The sequence below is a fragment of the Variovorax sp. YR750 genome (genome assembly GCF_900109805.1).
GTDB classification, from domain to species: domain Bacteria; phylum Pseudomonadota; class Gammaproteobacteria; order Burkholderiales; family Burkholderiaceae_C; genus Variovorax; species Variovorax gossypii.
Genome location: NZ_FOBJ01000014.1, coordinates 1 through 15,731, shown reverse-complemented (window position 1 = coordinate 15,731; position 15,731 = coordinate 1). Strand labels below are relative to the sequence as shown.

The window sequence follows — 15,731 nt, the reverse complement described above, 5'->3', positions numbered from 1 at the left end:
CGCCCAGGCGCCGGCCGGCCCGCTTCGCAACGGAGATACACACCATGGTTGAAGCGCTCCTGCAGGCGCTCATCAGCGGGCTCGCCGTCGGCGGTGCCTATGCGCTGGTGGCGCTGGGATTCAGCATCACGTTCACGACCACCAAGACGCTGAACTTCTCGCACGGCGAGTTCGTCTCGGCCGGTGCGTTCATCGGCATGAGCGCCCTGTTCCTGGTACTGGGCAAGCCGCTGAGCTCCACCACCTTCGGCGACGCCGTGCCCGGCGCGGGCGCGCAACTCTTCGCGCTGCTGGCGGCGCTCGGCGTGATGGGGCTGCTCGGCTGGCTGCTCTACGTGCTGGGCGTGCGCCCGTTCGCAGGCCGCCCCGGCATGGCGTGGGTGATGAGCACGCTGGGCTTTGGCGTGATCCTGCAGAGCGTGGGGCTCGCCATCTGGGGGCCGAAGCCCGTGGTAGTGCCCGCTCCTGTGGGCGACACCGTGATCCGCATGTTCGGGGTGGGCGTGCGCCCGCAGGAGCTACTGACGCTGGGCGTGGCGGTGGTCGTCATGCTCGGCTTCGACCGCGTGATGAACAACACCATGATCGGCAAGGCGATGCGCGCCGTGGCGCAGAACGGCAACGTCGCGAGCCTCATGGGCATCAACACCAACGCGATGATGATCGGCGCCTTCGTCGTCAGCTCGGCGCTGGCGGGGCTCTCGGGCTTCCTGCTCGCGCCCATCGCGCAGGCCTCGCTCTTCATGGGCCTCACCGTGGGGCTCAAGGGCTTCTCGGGCGCCATGATCGGCGGCCTGAGCAACCCGCGCGGCTGCGTGATCGGCGGCTTCCTGCTCGGCGTGCTCGAGTCGATGGTCAATCTCTGGCAGGCGCAGTGGCGCGAGGTGGCGGTGTTCGCGCTCGTCATCCTGGTGCTGGCCTTCCGCCCAACGGGCCTGTTCGGCCGCACGACGGTGGAGAAGGTATGAAGCGCCTGGCCCATCCCCTGGCCGTGGTGCTGGTCGCCGCGGTGCTCTGCGGCATCGTCTCGATGTCGGGCAACGACTACTACCTGCGCATCGCCTTCATGATGTGCGTCTACTACCTCTGCGCCGCCGGCATGAACGTGCTGGTGGGCTACGCGGGGCAGAAATCGCTGGGCCAGGCCGGGCTGTTCGCGGCGGGCGCCTACGGCGTCGCGCTGCTGACCTCGCGCACCGACATGGACCCGTGGCTCGCGCTCGCGCTGGCCGCCGTCATCTCGGGCCTGTGCGGCGTGCTCATCGCGCTGCCCTCGCTGCGCGTGAAGGGGCCGTACCTCGCCATGGTCACGCTGGCCTTCGGCATCGTGGTCGAGAAGCTCGTGGGCGAATGGACCGACGTGTTCGGCGGCGCACAGGGCATCTACGGCATCCGCCCGCTCACATGGAAGGGCGCGCCGCTGGACACCACGCAGTGGGTCATCCTCGGCATCGTGCTGTGCGCGGCGATGCACCTGCTGCTGCGCAACCTGCTGAACGGTCGCTTCGGCCGCGCGCTGCTGTCGCTGCAGGCGGACGAGATCGCCTCGTCTTCCGTGGGCGTGCGCGTGTACCGCGCAAAGGTCATGGCTTTCGTGGTCGCGGCCGTCACCTGCGGCATCGCGGGCGCGCTGGTGGCCCAGCAGAACCAGTACATCAACTCCGACTTCATCACCTTCCACCTGTCGATCTTCATCCTGCTGCTGGTGCTGTTCGGCGGCGCGGGCTCGATGTACGGGCCGCTGGTGGGCGCGGTGCTGCTCACGCTGACCGACGCGCTGCTGGCGCGCTGGCCCTCGGCGCAGCATTTCCTGTACGGCTTCCTGCTGCTGTTCGCGCTGTACGTGATGCCTGGCGGCGTGGTGGGCCTGTTCAACAAGTGGTTCATGAAGTCGCGCCATCGCGGCGAAGGCGCGGGCGGCAACGGCGTGCCCGGCCAGATCGGCCCCGGCGGCGAAGGCGAGCTGCTGGTGGTGCAGGGCGTGACCAAGTCGTACGGCGGCGTGAAGCCGGCGCAGGACGTGTCGTTCCGCCTGCAGCGTGGCCACATCCATGCGCTCATCGGGCCGAACGGCGCGGGCAAGAGCACGATGATCAACATGCTCACCGGCGTGATCGAACCCGACGCGGGCTCCATCCGCTTCCTGGGCCGCAACATCGTGGGCCAGCCGGCGCACACCATCTGCTGCCTGGGCATGGGCCGCACCTTCCAGAACCTGCGCCTGTTCGCGGACCTCTCGGTGCTCGACAACGTCATGCTCGGCCGCCACAGCCGCATGAGCAACGGCTTCCTCTCGTCGCTCGTTGCATGGCCAACGGCGAGCCGGCAGGAGAAGGCGACGCGCGATCGTGCGCTGCAGCTGCTCGACCTCGTCGACCTCGGCCACCTCGCGCACTGGCCCGCCGGCAGCCTGCCCTACGGCCTGCAGCGCCGCGTGGAACTTGCGCGCGCGCTGGCCACCGAGCCGCAGCTGCTGCTGCTCGACGAACCGGCCGCCGGCCTGAACCCGCAGGAAACCGCCGAACTCGGCGAGCTGCTGCTGCGCATCGGCAAGTGCGGCGTGTCGATCCTGATGGTGGAGCACCACATGGACCTGGTGATGTCGATCTCCGACCACGTGATCGTGCTCGACTACGGCATCAAGATCGCCGAGGGCAAGCCCGCCGAGGTGCAGGCCAATCCGCGCGTGGTCGAGGCCTACCTGGGCGTCGACGACGAGCAAGAAGAACCGCAGGCACATGCCGTGGCCGCCTGAGCAGAAAGACCGGAACACCATGTTGAAGATTGAATCGGTGAAGGTCTCGTACGGCGCCATCGAGGCCGTCAAGGGCGTGAGCCTGGAAGTGCGCGCGGGCGAGGTCGTCACCATCATCGGCGCCAACGGCGCCGGCAAGAGCACGCTGCTGAAAAGCATCGTCGGCCTGGAGCCCGTGGCCGAGGGCCGTGTGCTGATCGACGGCAACGACAGCACGAACGTGCCTTCGCACAAGCGCGTGGGCCTGGGCGTGGCGCTGTCGCCCGAGGGGCGCGGCGTGTTCCCCGACCAGACGGTGCGCGAGAACCTCATGCTCGGCGCCTATTCGCGGCGCAACGACAAGGCCTTCGTGGCGCGTGGCATCGAGCGCGAGTTCGCGCGCTTCCCGCGCCTGAAGGAGCGCCAGAACCAGCACGCGGGCACGCTGTCGGGCGGCGAGCAGCAGATGCTGGCCATCGCCCGCGCGCTCATGAGCGAGCCGCGCCTGCTGCTGCTGGACGAGCCTTCGCTGGGGTTCGCGCCGCTCATCATCAAGGACATCTTCGATGCCATCCGCCAGCTGCGCAGCTCGGGCCTGACCATCCTGCTGGTGGAACAGATGGCCAAGCAGGCGCTGGGCGTGGCCGACCGCGCCTACGTGCTCGAGACCGGCTGCATCACGCTCGAAGGCTCCGGCCGCGAGCTGCTCGACAACCCCAAGGTGAAGTCCGCGTACCTCGGCACGCATTGACTTCCATCGCTCATTTCAAAGGAACTCCCATGACCGCCAAGAAATTCGCCAGCCACGCCGACCTCGAGGAAAAGAAGGTCTCGTTCACCCGCCTCTCGGAGAACGCGTATGCCTACACCGCCGAGGGTGACCCGAACACCGGCATCTTCATCGGCGACGAGGCCGTGATGGTGGTCGACACCCAGGCCACGCCCGCGATGGCGCAGGACGTGATCCGCCGCATCCGCGAAGTGACGCCGCTGCCGATCAAGTACGTGCTGCTCTCGCACTACCACGCGGTGCGCGTGCTGGGCGCGTCGGCCTACTTCAAGGAGGGCGCCGAGCAGATCATCGCCAGCCGCGACACCTACGACCTGATCGTCGAGCGCGGCGAGCAGGACAAGGCCAGCGAGATCGGCCGCTTCCCGCGCCTGTTCCGCAACGTCGAGTCGGTGCCGCCGGGCCTGACCTGGCCCACCATGACCTTCGACGGCACCATGAGCGTGTGGCTGGGCAAGAAGCTCGAAGTGAAGATCGCGCAGGTCGGCCGGGGCCACACCAAGGGCGACACCATCGCCTACCTCGAAGACCAGAAGATCTGCTTCGCGGGCGACCTCGTCGAATATCAGAGCACGGCTTACGCAGGCGACTGCTACTTCCGAGACTGGCCCGCCACGCTCGACCGTCTCGCGGGCTTCGGCTTCGAGAAGCTGGTGCCCGGCCGCGGCGCCGCGCTGGAGAACGCAGCCGACGTGCGCAAGGCCATCGCCTCCACGCGCGCCTTCATCTCCGACGTGTACACGCTGGTCAACAACGGCGTGGCGCAGGGCAAGACGCTGAACACGATCTACAAGGAAACCGTGGCGGCGCTGCGCCCCACGTATGGCCACTGGGTGATCTTCGATCACTGCATGCCTTTCGACGTGACCCGCGCATACGACGAAGCGACGGGCTATGTGCACCCGCGCATCTGGACGGCAGAGCGCGACATCGAGATGTGGAACGAACTCGAAGGCTGAGGTGAATCCCGCCCCCGCCGCGCGCGCACCGGACGCGACACCCGCCGCCGTGCAGGCCTGGCTGCTGCTGGCGATGCTGGTGTGGGGCGTGAACGTGTCGGCCGTGAAGGTGCTGACGGGTTTCTTCGACACGCTGCCGCTGGCGGCGCTGCGCATGGCGGTGGCCTGCCTGGCGCTGAGCGCGATCGTGCTGTGGCGGCGCGGCGGGGTGCCGGTGTTCGGCATGCGCCGTCTCGCGGCGCTGGCCGGCTGCGGCTTCCTGATGGTGTACGCCAACCAGATCCTGTTCGCGCTGGGCCTGCAGCGTTCCACGGCCACCAACGGCGCGCTGATCATGGCGCTGAGTCCGCTGGTGTCGGCGCTGATGGCCGCGCTGGTGTTCCGCGAGGCGCTCACGGCGCGGCGCCTCTTCGGCGTGGCGCTCGGCTTCGCGGGCGTCGCGGCTGTAGTGCTTAGCCATCCGGGCGCGAGCCTGTCGAGCGCGGGCCTAGGCGACCTGATGCTCGCGCTCTCGGTGGTGAGCTTCGCCGTCGGCGGCGTGGGCGTGCAGCGCCTGGCGCGGCAGATCGATCCGCTGTCGATGAGCTGGGGCATCTACGTGATGGGCACCGCGATGCTGGTGCTGCACGCGCTGCTCGGGCCCTCGCCGCTGGGCGCGGCGCAGATCTTTCCGGGCGCGTGGCCATGGGCGCTGGTGCTGTTCTCGGGCGTGGCCGCCACTGCCGCCGGCAACCTGATCTGGAACCGCGCCATCTCCGTCATCGGCGTGGCGCGCACCGCCGTCTTTCTTTACTGGGTGCCGGTGTTCGGCGTCGGGGTCGCGGCGCTGCTGCTCGGCGAGGTGCTGACCTGGTGGCACCTGCTCGGCTTCGCGGCCGTGATGAGCGGCACCTGGCTGGGCACGCGGTCTCCCGCGGCCACCGTGCCCTGATTCCTTCGATTCATGTCTTCCGACTCTCTTCCCCTGCTGTTCCAGCCCCTGCAACTGCGCGGCCTCACGCTGTCCAACCGCGTCGTCATCTCGCCGATGTGCCAGCACGCCGCCGACCATGGCCATGCCACGCCGTGGCACATGGTGCATCTCGGCAAGTTCGCGCTTGGCGGCGCGGGGCTGATCCTCACCGAGAGCACCGCGGTCGATCCGCGCGGGCGCATCGGCACGGCCGACCTCGGCTTGTGGAAGGACAGCCAGATCGCGCCGCTGAAGGCCGTGGTCGATTTCGTGCATGCGCAGGGCAGCGCCATCGGCGTGCAGCTCGCGCATGCGGGGCGCAAGGCCGGCAGCGAGCCGCTGTGGGAAGGCGGCGCGGCGCTGGGCGATGCGCGCATGGCCGCCGACGAGGAACCGTGGGAGCGCCTGGGGCCTAGCGCGTTGGCGGCAGGACCGGGCTGGTCGGCGCCGCGCGCGCTCGATGCCGACGGCATCGCGGCGGTGGTGCAGCGTTTTGTCGATGCGACGGTGCGCGCGGACAAGGCGGGCTTCGACGTGGTCGAGCTGCACTTCGGGCATGGCTACCTGGTCGCGAGCTTCCTGTCGCCCAACGCCAACCATCGCGACGACGCGCTCGGCGGCAGCCGCGACAACCGCATGTGGCTCGCGCTGGAAATCGCGCAGCGCGTGCGCTCCGCATGGCCGGCGCACAAGCCATTGTTCTGCCGGCTCTCGGCGGTCGACGGCACGCTCGACGGCTGGAGCCTCGACGACTCGGTGGTGCTCGCGCGCGAACTCAAGCGCTGCGGCGTCGACGTGATCGACTGCTCCTCGGGCGGGCTCACCGAGGAGACGCGCGCGCTGCCGGTGCCGCGCGGGCTGGGCTTCCAGGTGCCGTTCTCGGCGCGCATCCGGCGCGAGGCGCAGGTGCCTACGCAGGCCGTGGGAATGATCGTCGATGCGCAACAGGCCGAGGCCGTGCTCGCCGCCGGCGACGCCGACCTGATCGCGCTGGGCCGCGAGGCCTTGTTCGACCCCTACTGGCCGCACCACGCGGCCGCCGCGCTCGGCGCGGACCCCGGCTTCGAGCGTTGGCCGGTGCGCCATGGCGTGTGGCTGGCCAAGCGTGCGCCCGGCCTTGCGCGTGCGCGCGCCGAAGCCCGCGAACAACAGCAACCCGACAACGAGGAGACAAGCAGATGACCGAACCGACGACCCTGCGCATGGGCCTGATCCGCAGGAAACCCGAATGGACCGACGAGGCCTTCCGCGACCACTGGCGCGACAGGCACGGCCCGCTGGTGGCGCAGCTGCCCACGCTGCGCGGCTACCGGCAGAACCTCGTGCTCGACCGGCTGCAGCGCGGCATCGACTTCGCACGCGGGCCGTGGGACTTCGACGGCTTCTCGCAACTGCGCTTCGACGAGAGCGCGCAGGCCGACGCGGCCTTCAACCGCGGCGAGCTCGCCGCCGCCATCCGCGCCGACGAGGAACGCTTTCTCGGCGGGCTGCACATCGTGACCGTCGCGCAGACCGAGGTGATCGCGCTGCCGCCGAAGCCCGAGGGCCTGCTCAAGCGCATCTCGCTGCTGCGACGGCCGATCGAGCAGTCGGAGGACGACTTCCGCCGCGAATGGAAGGTGCACGCCGATCATGTGCGCCGCATGCCCGGCGTGAGCGGCTACCGCCAGAACGTGGTGACGGCGCGCGAGCTCGTGAAGGGCACGCCCTGCGGCTATGCGGAACTGCCGATAGACGGCATCGTCGAGCTGTGGTTCGAGAACACGGAGACGCTGAACGCCGCCTTCGCCTCGCCGCAGGGGCAGGTGACGATGGCGCATGCGCTCACCTTCCTGGCGGAGATCACGGCCTTCGTGGTGCAGGAGCACCGCGTGGTGTGAGTGCCGCGGGGCACCCGCACCCTGCTGCTCAGAAGTTCTTCAGCGTGTCGAGCTGCAGCTGCGTCAGGCCGCGCTGGTAGAGCACATTGGTGCGGAAGTCCGCGGCGATGGCGGCGGCCTGCGCGTCCACATCGGTGGCGCGGGTCGCGATGCCCGCGGCGCCGATCCAGGTGTTCGTGCCCGTCAGGATCAGGAAATTCGCCAGCGTGACCGTGCCGCCGGCCGGCACGGTGATGTCGAAATCCATCGTCACCACGTTGCTGCCGTCCGAACTGTTGAGCGCCGAGGCCGAGGCGTAGTCCACGTGGTCCGCCGCGCCGAAGACGAAGCCCGCGTCGCGGCCCTTGCCCAGGCCGTCCCACACCGCCAGCGCCTTCTGCGGCGCGCCCGCCGGTGGGTAGATCACGCCCGCGCCGTAGGAGCCCAGGAAGCTGGTGTACGTCACCTTTGCCGTAGTGGGCGATGCCGAGGGGTTGTGGAAGGTGTCCGTCATGCGCCCCCACGACTGGTCGGGTTGCGCGTAGAAGGTGCGCTGCACGTCGAGGCCGCGCAGTGTCCTCACGCCGGATCGGATGTTCTGCGCGCCGCGCGTGGGCGACACGGTCCAGCCTGTCAGCCCCCTGCTGAAGTCGCCGTTGACGATGAAGCTGCGCGCGGCGTCGTCGTCCACCGACACCATCTCGATCGACGTGCCCTGGCCGCGGTTGCACTGTTCGAACGACAGCACCACCACCTGGCCGGAAAAGGACGTGAGCCAGGCGAACCCCCACGTGCCCGACTGGCCATTGCTGTCGACCCTGAAGAGCGTGGAGAGCAGTCCGCCGCTGGTGTCGCGCAGCACCACCTGCATGAAAGCCGACTCGTCGTGGAAGTTGCCGCGCTCCACGCCCCACTTGCCGGTCCACCCGAGGCTCACGCGGCCGGTGGTCTGCCGCAGGTCCAGGGTCTGCTGCAGCCGTGCATCGGGCACCGCGTGCAGGAACGCCGCGACGCCGTTCGACTGGAACTGCGGGTCGGTCGTGATCGACACCACTTTCAGGCCGTCGGCCGCTGTCATCTCGGGGCCCAGCGGCGTCAGTTCGGCGAAGGTCTGGTTGATCTTGAAGCCCGCGAAGCCGCCACCCACGGTCACACCCAAGGTCAATGCGCCCGAACCTGCGCCTGAACCCGAGCCGGCGAACTGGCCGTTCCAGCCGTTTCCGATGGAGAAGTCGGGCGTCAGGTCCCAGAAGTTCGCCTGGCCGGGGCCGACGGCGGCGTTGATGTCGTCGTCGTGGATGGCGAGGCTCTGCGAAAGGACCGTCGATGCGGGCAGCGAGGTCGGCGTTGCAAGCTCGGGAACGGGAGCCGGTGCCGGTGGGTTGGGCGCGGGCGGGGCCGGCGGCTGCGGCGCGGGAGGTGCCGGAGGTTCGCCCGGCGCGGGGGCGGGCGGCGCGCCGACCGGCGGGAAGGCGAATCCGCCACTGCCTCCGCTGCCGCCACCACCGCAACCGCTCAATACCACGACGCCCACCGCGGTGAGTGCAAACCTTCTCCGATCCATGCCCGAGCTCCTCGTCGATTCTTCTGAAGACAGTTCCAGCGCGGCACGCCGATCGCGGCCGCAAGGCGCCGATTGGAGCGACTCGGACGTCTTCGATCCATAACCGAAATTGGGGAGGGAATGAGGGCAGGGGGCATGCGCCGCGATGCCGGAAGGGGCGCAAAAGTAACATCGACCTTCGGCAACACCGGAGCAGCACGCATGGGGCACAGCATCTTCTTACTGGGCATCGTCATGGCCGCGGCCGCATGCGCGGCGTCCGCCCAGACGCGCAAGCCGCTTCCGCCCGGCGTGGTCGGCGTGATGCGCATCGACGCCGGCACCGACTACGTGTTTCTGGACCGGCCCACCACTGTGGGCGGCGCGTGCAAGGGGTGGAAGGCGGTGTCGATACAGGCACCGGGCCCGGCGGGCTCGGGCATCACCAACCTCATGTGCTGGAAGGAATCGAACGGCCAGCTGCTGACGGCGACCGAGGCGAAGGTGACGCCGCAGGTCGCGCCGATGAGCCTGATCCGCTGAGGCGGACAGGGTGACAGTGCTCAGGCCGGCAGCAGGCGGCCCTTCCGTGCCGTCGCCAGTCGCACTGCGCGGGCCGGGGCGTCCGAGCGTGCGGGCAGCCACTGCGCATCTTCCGCCGCGGCCCTGCCGTCATCGCCCGGCAGCACGAACTGGCTGATCAGCGCGTCGAGGCTGCGCGCCTGATCGCGCAGGCCTTCCGAGGCGGCGGCCGACTGCTCGACCAGCGCCGAGTTCTGCTGCGTCATCCGGTCCAGGTGCGCGACGGCGGCGTTGATCTGCGCGACGTCGTGCGTCTGTGAACGGGTCGCCGCCGTGATGGCGCCCACGGTGTCGGCGACCTCCCCGATCGACGCCACGATGCGCCCCATGGTCTGGCCCGCGCCGTCGGCCAGCACGGTGCCGGCTTCGATGCGCTGCACGGAGTCGTCGATCAGGCTCCTGATCTCGCGCGCCGCCGAGGCCGAGCGCGTGGCCAGCTGCCGCACTTCCGACGCGACCACCGCGAAGCCGCGCCCCGCCTCGCCCGCACGCGCCGCCTCGACGGCGGCGTTGAGCGCGAGGATGTTGGTCTGGAACGCGATGCCGTCGATCACCCCGGTGATGTCGGCCACCTTGCGCGACGCGCGATGGATGTCCTGCATGGTGCCGACCACCTGCGACACCACCTCGCCGCCCCGCGCCGCCACGGATGCCGCGGCGCCGGCCATCTGCTCGACGCGGCCCGCGGCCTGGCTCGATTGCTCGACCTTGCGCATCACCTGCTCGAGCGCCGCGGCGGTCTGCTGCAGGCTGGACGCGGCTTCCTCCGTGCGCGCCGACAGGTCCGAATTGCCGTGCGCGATTTCGTTCGCCGCCACGCGCACGCCCTGCACCGACTCGCGCACGCGCAGGACCAGTTCGCGCAAGGAGCCCTGCATCGCACCGAGCGCCAGCAGCATCCGGCCGGCTTCGTCGCGCGAATGGCCCTCGATGTCCTGGCGCAGGTCGAGGCTCGCGACCCGGCCGGCTGTTTCGCCGGCCGCGCGGATCGGCCGGCTGATGCTGCGCACCAGCCACTGCGCCAGCACCGCGCCGAGCAGCAGGGCCGCCGCGCCGAACACCACCAGTGCCAGGCGGCCGGAGGCGCTCAGCGCCTCGACGTTGCTGCCGGCCTCGTCGATGGCTTCGCGCTGCGCGAGCGCCAGTCGCGACAGGGCTTCCAGCAGAGCGGCCGAGCCCGGCTGGAAGCGCTGGGCGTAGACCGTGCGGATGCGTTCGGTGAGGCCGGAGTCGCGCGCGGCGACGAGCTCCTTGACGGCGATTCCGAAGTCCTTGCCCGCGGCCTGTGCCCGCTCGAGCAGCTCGCGGTCGGAGGCTCTCCGCAGGCGCTGCGACACCTGCTGAATCAGCCCGGCGTACTTCGCCTCGGTCGCCTGGATGTCCGCGGCCAGGATCTCGCCGACTTCGGGCTCGGAGCTCAGCGCCATCGCCTTGTAGCGCTCGGCGTTGATGGACTGCAGGCGGTAGGCGTCCACCACCATGCGCTCCGAGACGCCGTGCTGCCGGATGGCCTCGCGCGTCGCCTCGTCCACCTTGGAGAGCGCGCGGATGCCGATGCCGGAGCCGGCGAGCGTCAGCAGCAGGACGATGCCGAAGGTGGCGAGCAGGCGGCGGCCGAGGACGTTGGTGGAGCGGGGAGTGCGGAGATCGGAGGTCACTGGAGATCGATTTCTCCCGCCGTGTCGGGCGGGGAGGATGAGGGCGTGAGGAGGTTTACAAATCTGATTACATCGATGCCTTGTTACGTGGCATTGACTGCGCGTCGGCTGTGTCCGGCCCAGCGCGAGGTGGGGGCGCGGGCAAAAAAAAGCGCTCCTCGACGGAGCGCTTAACGACGCGATGAAGCGCCGTGAGGAGGAACCGAAGTCCGTTCGCGGAATGGAATTTCTTCCGTCTTCCGCCGAAGACCTTCAGGCCTCCAGATTGGCCGCGCGGGCGGCCCGTGACTGCGGGACAGGACAGGCCGGGCGCGTGGGCGCTTGCCTACATCGCCTGCGGCAAGCGATGCGCGGGTCCGCCCGTCCGCCGGCCTGGTCAGCCCAGCAGGCCGTGAAGGATGTTGGTGACCGGGCTCACGACGTGGCTCACCGTCTGCTCGACCTGGCTGGTGATCGGAGCCACCGCGTCGCCCAGCCCGGTGCTCACGGCATGGCCTGCGCCTTCGACGACGCCGGCCACCGTATCGACAACCGGTGCGACGGCGCTCGCGGCACCGGCCAGGATGTCCGTCGCCGGGGCAGTGGTGCTGCCGGCCGTGCTGCCGGCGGCGGCGACCGTCGTGGCGGCCGTGTCTCCCGCCGGCTGCAGCACGTTGGCCACCGGACCGTCGCCACCCAGCGCGCCGAGCAGGCCGCCGACCAGACCGTCGTTGCCCAGGATCTTGCCGACGAGGCCGTCGTCGCCGAGCACGCCTCCGAGCAGGCCGCCTGCGCCGCCGCCGTCGCCGCCGAGCACACCGCCCAGCAGGCCGTTCTCGCCGAGGACGCTGCCGAGGAGGCCGCCTTCGCTGTTGCCGCCGCCGACCACGCCGCCGAGGAGGCCATCGCTGCCGAGGAGGTTGCCCACGAGGCCGTCTTCGCCGAGGACGCCACCGAGCAGGCCGCCTCCGCTGTCGCCGCCGCCGAGCACTCCGCCCAGCAAGCCGTCGTCGCCGAGTACACCGCCGAGGAGGCCACCGTCACCGCCGAGCACGCCGCCCAGGAGGCCGTCGTCGCCCAGAACGCCACCCAGCAGGCCGCCGTCGCCGCCGAGCACGCCACCCAGGAGACCGTCGTCGCCCAGAACGCCGCCGAGCAAGCCTCCATCACCGCCCAGCAGGCCGCCGAGAAGGCCACCGTCGCCGCCAAGCAGGCCACCCAGCAGGCCGTCGTCGCCGAGCGCGCCGCCCAGCAGACCGCCGAGCGGACCCTCGGCGCCGAGGAGACCGTCGTCGGCCAGTACACCGCCGAGCAGTCCGTCGCCGCCAAGCAGGCCACCGACCAGGCCGTCATCGCCCAGCACGCCGCCGAGCAGGCCACCTTCGCCGCCCAGCAGGCCGGCCAGCGGAGTCGCGCTCAGCAGCTGACCGACCGTGCCGTCGGGCCCGAGCAGGCTGTCGACCAGTCCGCTCTCGCCGAGCAGTCCGCCCGTGAGACCTTCGCTGCCCAGCAGGCCGGAGAGCGAGCCCTCTCCGCCGAGCACGCCGCCCAGCGGGCCGTCGTCGCCGAGCAGGCCACCCAGCAGACCGTCGTCGCCCAGGACGCCGCCGAGGAGGCCGCCGTCGCCGCCGAGCAGGCCACCCAGCAGACCGTCGTCGCCCAGGACGCCGCCGAGGAGGCCGCCGTCGCCGCCGAGCAGGCCACCCAGCAGACCGTCGTCGCCCAGGACGCCGCCGAGGAGGCCGCCGTCGCCGCCGAGCAGGCCACCCAGCAGACCGTCGTCGCCCAGGACGCCGCCGAGGAGGCCGCCGTCGCCGCCGAGCAGGCCACCCAGCAGACCGTCGTCGCCCAGGACGCCGCCGAGGAGGCCGCCGTCGCCGCCGAGCACACCGCCCAGCAGGCCGTCGTCACCCAGCACGCCGCCGAGGAGGCCGCCGTCACCGCCAAGCAAGCCACCCAGCAGACCGTCGTCGCCCAGCACGCCGCCGAGGAGGCCGCCGTCACCGCCGAGCAAGCCACCCAGCAAGCCGTCGTCACCCAGCACGCCACCGAGGAGGCCGCCATCTCCTCCGAGCAGGCCGCCCAGCAGGCCGTCATCACCCAGCACGCCACCGAGCAATCCACCGTCGCCGCCGAGCAGACCGCCCAGCAAGCCACCATCGCCCAGCAACTGCCCGACCAGTCCGTCCTCGCCGAGCACGCTGCCAATCAGGCTGCCGTCGCCCAGCAGGCCTTCGAGCACCTGGCTGACCACGCCGTCGTCGCCGATCAGGCCGTCCACGAGGCCGTCGATGCCCAGGCCGGTGGTCACGCCGCCGAGCAGGCCGTCGCTGCCGAGCACGTTCTCGAGGATGTTGTTCAGCGCATCGGTCAGGTAGTCGACCTGGCCGTTCAGCGACCCGATGAGCGCGTCGGTCAATCCGTTGCCCAGCAGGCCGTCCACCACGGGAGTGAGCACGCCGCCGAGGTTGACGGTGATGTTGTCGACGGCGTTGTCCAGCGGGTCGAACCCGTTCGGATCGTTGGGCCTGAACTCGTCGCCGGCGATGGGCGAGAGCACGTCGTCCACCAGGTCGGTGAGGCCGTCGACCGTGGGCAGCAGCGAGCCCAGCGTGCCCGCGGAATTGGTGACCGCGGCGCTGCGCGCGGCGGCTGCCGTACCGCCGCTTCCGCCCAGGCCGAGCAGGTTGTCGAGGGCGCCGACCAGATGGCCGGCGACGCCGTCGCCCGGGTCGAGCAGGTGGTCGGCGTCTGCGTCCGCGTCTGCGTCCGAATCCGAGTCGGAATCCGAGTCCGAATCGGAATCGGAATCTGCATCGGAATCCGAGTCGGCATCCGCATCCGCATCCGCATCAGCGTCGGCATCTGCGTCCGCGTCCGCATCGGAGTCCGCATCGGCGTCTCCTTCGCCGATGCCTGGAATGAAGAAGGGAACGGCGCTGTCGCTGCCGCCGCCACCGCCCAGTGCCGCGGCGAGCCCAACGGCGCCCAGCGCGCCGAGCGCGAACTCGCCCAATCCGATGCCGCTGCCGGCAGCGGTTTTCTTGCTCACCGCGAGCGCGGCGGCTTCGGCGTCGCTGTCGGGCGCGGTCACTTCGAGGTCGCCCTTGGCCACATCCACGTTCACCTGTTCGAGCCCGGTGGCCAGCTTGGTCGAGCTGATGGTGGCGTCGGTTCCGCCGGTGAACACGCCGGCGAGCGGGGCCTTGTTGGTGGCCGATCCGGGAAAGAGCACATTGGCGTGACCGTCCTGCGGAACGATCACGCGGTCACCGGCCATCAGCGTCTGGTTGCCCGAGACGGGAATCGCCACCCCGTCGCGCATGACGACCGTGCCGGGCGTGGCGTTGGACAGCGACCCGACACCTGCCGGCGCGGCCGGCGGCACCGTGGCGGCCGCCGCGCCCATGGGAGCGACCGGCCTCACTGTCGATTGCGCGAGGATCACCGGCGCGGCACCGCCGTCGGCGCCTCCGGCGGTCGAAGAAATCGTTGTGTTGGCATCCGTCATGGCAGCCTCCTCGGTGATGGGACTGGCTGACGGGGCAACTTGTGTGCCGCTTTTTTGCGCAGCTGCCGGAACGGCGCCGGTTCATATGCAAGTCGTTGATCTGCATATGGATTTTTGGCAGGCACGGTGTGAAGGAAGCCCGTCGGGAGGCCTCCTGGCGGGCGCGCTTCGGCGCTTGTTACGTAGCGTTGTTACATGCCCGGGCCGTAACAGTCACGGCCCTGGCGCGTGTTGCTGGACTCGGCAAGAGAACCTGCGAATTTGTAAGCGCTTTACATCGCGGGCCTTCGAGCAGGGTGTAGGCCTAAGGCAGTCGTTCAGCGTTGCCTTCCCTCTGTGTCAACCCAGGGAAAAGTGGGAAGCTTTCAGTGCATTCGATGCAAAACGTCACGAATGCTGCCGTTCCTGGTGCCGGCTCCGGGGTCTTTCCCGGAAGAATGGCTGGTCATGAGAGTTTCAGAAGTAAACGGGGCGGAACTTGACTACTGGGTGGCGCGTGCCCTCGGCATGATGCCGACCATCCTTCGGCCCCAGGGAAGGCCGTCATGCTTCGTGATTCCCGCAAAGCGCGAAGCGTTTTCATTCGCTCCGTCTTCGATGTGGTCCGATGGCGGACCGATCATCGACAGGGAGCGGATCAGCTTCAGGTGGGACGGATTCGGGGCGACCAGATGGTGCATCGCCGTCAAGCAGGGCTTCAGGACAGTCGAGGCCAATGGCGAGACTCTTCTTGTCGCGGCAATGAGAGCCGTCGTGATCGACCAGTTCGGCGATCTGGAGCTTCATCCGGTCAAGCTCCCGCGGGAAGGCTCCTATTGAGCATGTCGCGGACGACCCGGCTCCCGGGATAGCTCTCTACCAAACAAGAAAGCCGTTGATGAACTCAACGGCTTTTTTCTTTCTGGTGTTCGACAGAAATCAAGAACGAACTGACAGGCCTATCCCATCCGCTGCCAGTCGTTGCGCGCCACCATGGCAGAAGTGCTCCGAGACCAGCGTGAAGCTCATCGCTCAGTACAGCACCACGCCGCGGATCGACTCGCCGCGCTTCATCAGGTCGAAGCCCTCGTTGATCTTCTCCAGCGGCATGGTGTGCGTGATCAGGCTGTCGATGTCGATCTTGCCTTCCATGTACCAGTCCACGATCTTCGGCACGTCCGTGCG

Annotated in this window: 12 protein-coding genes and 1 pseudogene; 9 read left to right on the top strand and 4 right to left on the bottom strand. The window is 69.6% G+C overall.

Annotated elements, in window-relative coordinates:
* Positions 1 to 44 precede the first annotated feature (44 nt).
* Genes BMY35_RS25805 through BMY35_RS25775 form a run of 7 tightly spaced genes read left to right on the top strand, consistent with a single transcriptional unit; the run spans position 45 to position 7,315 of the window.
* Complete coding sequence (locus BMY35_RS25805) at positions 45 to 968, top strand: branched-chain amino acid ABC transporter permease (RefSeq protein ID WP_093205585.1); 924 nt, start codon at positions 45 to 47, stop codon at positions 966 to 968.
* Positions 965 to 2,755: a branched-chain amino acid ABC transporter ATP-binding protein/permease gene (locus BMY35_RS25800; protein WP_093205582.1), complete on the top strand. Its 1,791-nt coding sequence runs from the start codon at positions 965 to 967 to the stop codon at positions 2,753 to 2,755. Before BMY35_RS25805 ends, BMY35_RS25800 begins: the two co-directional genes overlap by 4 nt.
* Before the next feature lie 19 nt (positions 2,756 to 2,774).
* The gene (locus BMY35_RS25795; RefSeq protein ID WP_093206029.1) at positions 2,775 to 3,485 is read left to right on the top strand and encodes an ABC transporter ATP-binding protein; all 711 of its coding nucleotides are present in this window, start codon (positions 2,775 to 2,777) and stop codon (positions 3,483 to 3,485) included.
* A gap of 29 nt (positions 3,486 to 3,514) precedes the next feature.
* Positions 3,515 to 4,483, top strand: coding sequence for an MBL fold metallo-hydrolase (locus BMY35_RS25790; RefSeq protein ID WP_093205579.1), 969 nt, complete (start codon positions 3,515 to 3,517; stop codon positions 4,481 to 4,483).
* A gap of 1 nt (position 4,484) precedes the next feature.
* Positions 4,485 to 5,414 (top strand): DMT family transporter, encoded by a 930-nt coding sequence (locus tag BMY35_RS25785; RefSeq protein ID WP_256229578.1) that lies wholly within the window; start codon positions 4,485 to 4,487, stop codon positions 5,412 to 5,414.
* A 12-nt stretch (positions 5,415 to 5,426) separates the two neighbouring features.
* Positions 5,427 to 6,617, top strand: coding sequence for an NADH:flavin oxidoreductase/NADH oxidase (locus tag BMY35_RS25780; protein ID WP_093205577.1), 1,191 nt, complete (start codon positions 5,427 to 5,429; stop codon positions 6,615 to 6,617).
* A complete protein-coding gene (locus tag BMY35_RS25775) occupies positions 6,614 to 7,315 on the top strand; it encodes an EthD domain-containing protein (RefSeq protein WP_093205574.1) in 702 nt (233 codons plus the stop codon). The genes BMY35_RS25780 and BMY35_RS25775 overlap by 4 nt, the downstream gene beginning before the upstream one ends.
* 28 nt (positions 7,316 to 7,343) lie before the next feature.
* On the opposite strand, the gene BMY35_RS25770 is transcribed toward BMY35_RS25775, so the two are convergent.
* Complete coding sequence (locus BMY35_RS25770) at positions 7,344 to 8,858, bottom strand: hypothetical protein (protein WP_177213700.1); 1,515 nt, start codon at positions 8,856 to 8,858, stop codon at positions 7,344 to 7,346.
* 201 nt (positions 8,859 to 9,059) lie between these two features.
* Here BMY35_RS25770 and BMY35_RS25765 point away from each other — a divergent pair, with 201 nt between their 5' ends.
* The gene (locus BMY35_RS25765) at positions 9,060 to 9,380 is read left to right on the top strand and encodes a hypothetical protein (protein WP_093205569.1); all 321 of its coding nucleotides are present in this window, start codon (positions 9,060 to 9,062) and stop codon (positions 9,378 to 9,380) included.
* A 20-nt stretch (positions 9,381 to 9,400) separates the two neighbouring features.
* Here the strand turns inward: BMY35_RS25765 and BMY35_RS25760 are convergent, their stop codons facing one another.
* Together BMY35_RS25760 and BMY35_RS25755 are read right to left on the bottom strand one after the other, a co-directional pair.
* Positions 9,401 to 11,077, bottom strand: a complete 1,677-nt coding sequence (locus BMY35_RS25760) for a methyl-accepting chemotaxis protein (protein WP_093205566.1) — start codon at positions 11,075 to 11,077, stop codon at positions 9,401 to 9,403.
* A 376-nt stretch (positions 11,078 to 11,453) separates the two neighbouring features.
* Positions 11,454 to 14,567 carry a hypothetical protein gene (locus BMY35_RS25755; RefSeq protein ID WP_093205563.1) on the bottom strand — a complete coding sequence of 1,038 codons (3,114 nt, stop codon included), beginning with the start codon at positions 14,565 to 14,567 and terminating at the stop codon, positions 11,454 to 11,456.
* 393 nt (positions 14,568 to 14,960) lie between these two features.
* On the opposite strand from BMY35_RS25755, the gene BMY35_RS25750 reads away from it, so the two are divergent.
* Positions 14,961 to 15,386, top strand: coding sequence for a phage protein NinX family protein (locus BMY35_RS25750; protein ID WP_256229574.1), 426 nt, complete (start codon positions 14,961 to 14,963; stop codon positions 15,384 to 15,386).
* Positions 15,387 to 15,578: 192 nt separating this feature from the next.
* Here BMY35_RS25750 and BMY35_RS37850 read toward each other — a convergent pair.
* A pseudogene (locus BMY35_RS37850) lies at positions 15,579 to 15,731 on the bottom strand (S-(hydroxymethyl)glutathione dehydrogenase); the annotation flags it as partial.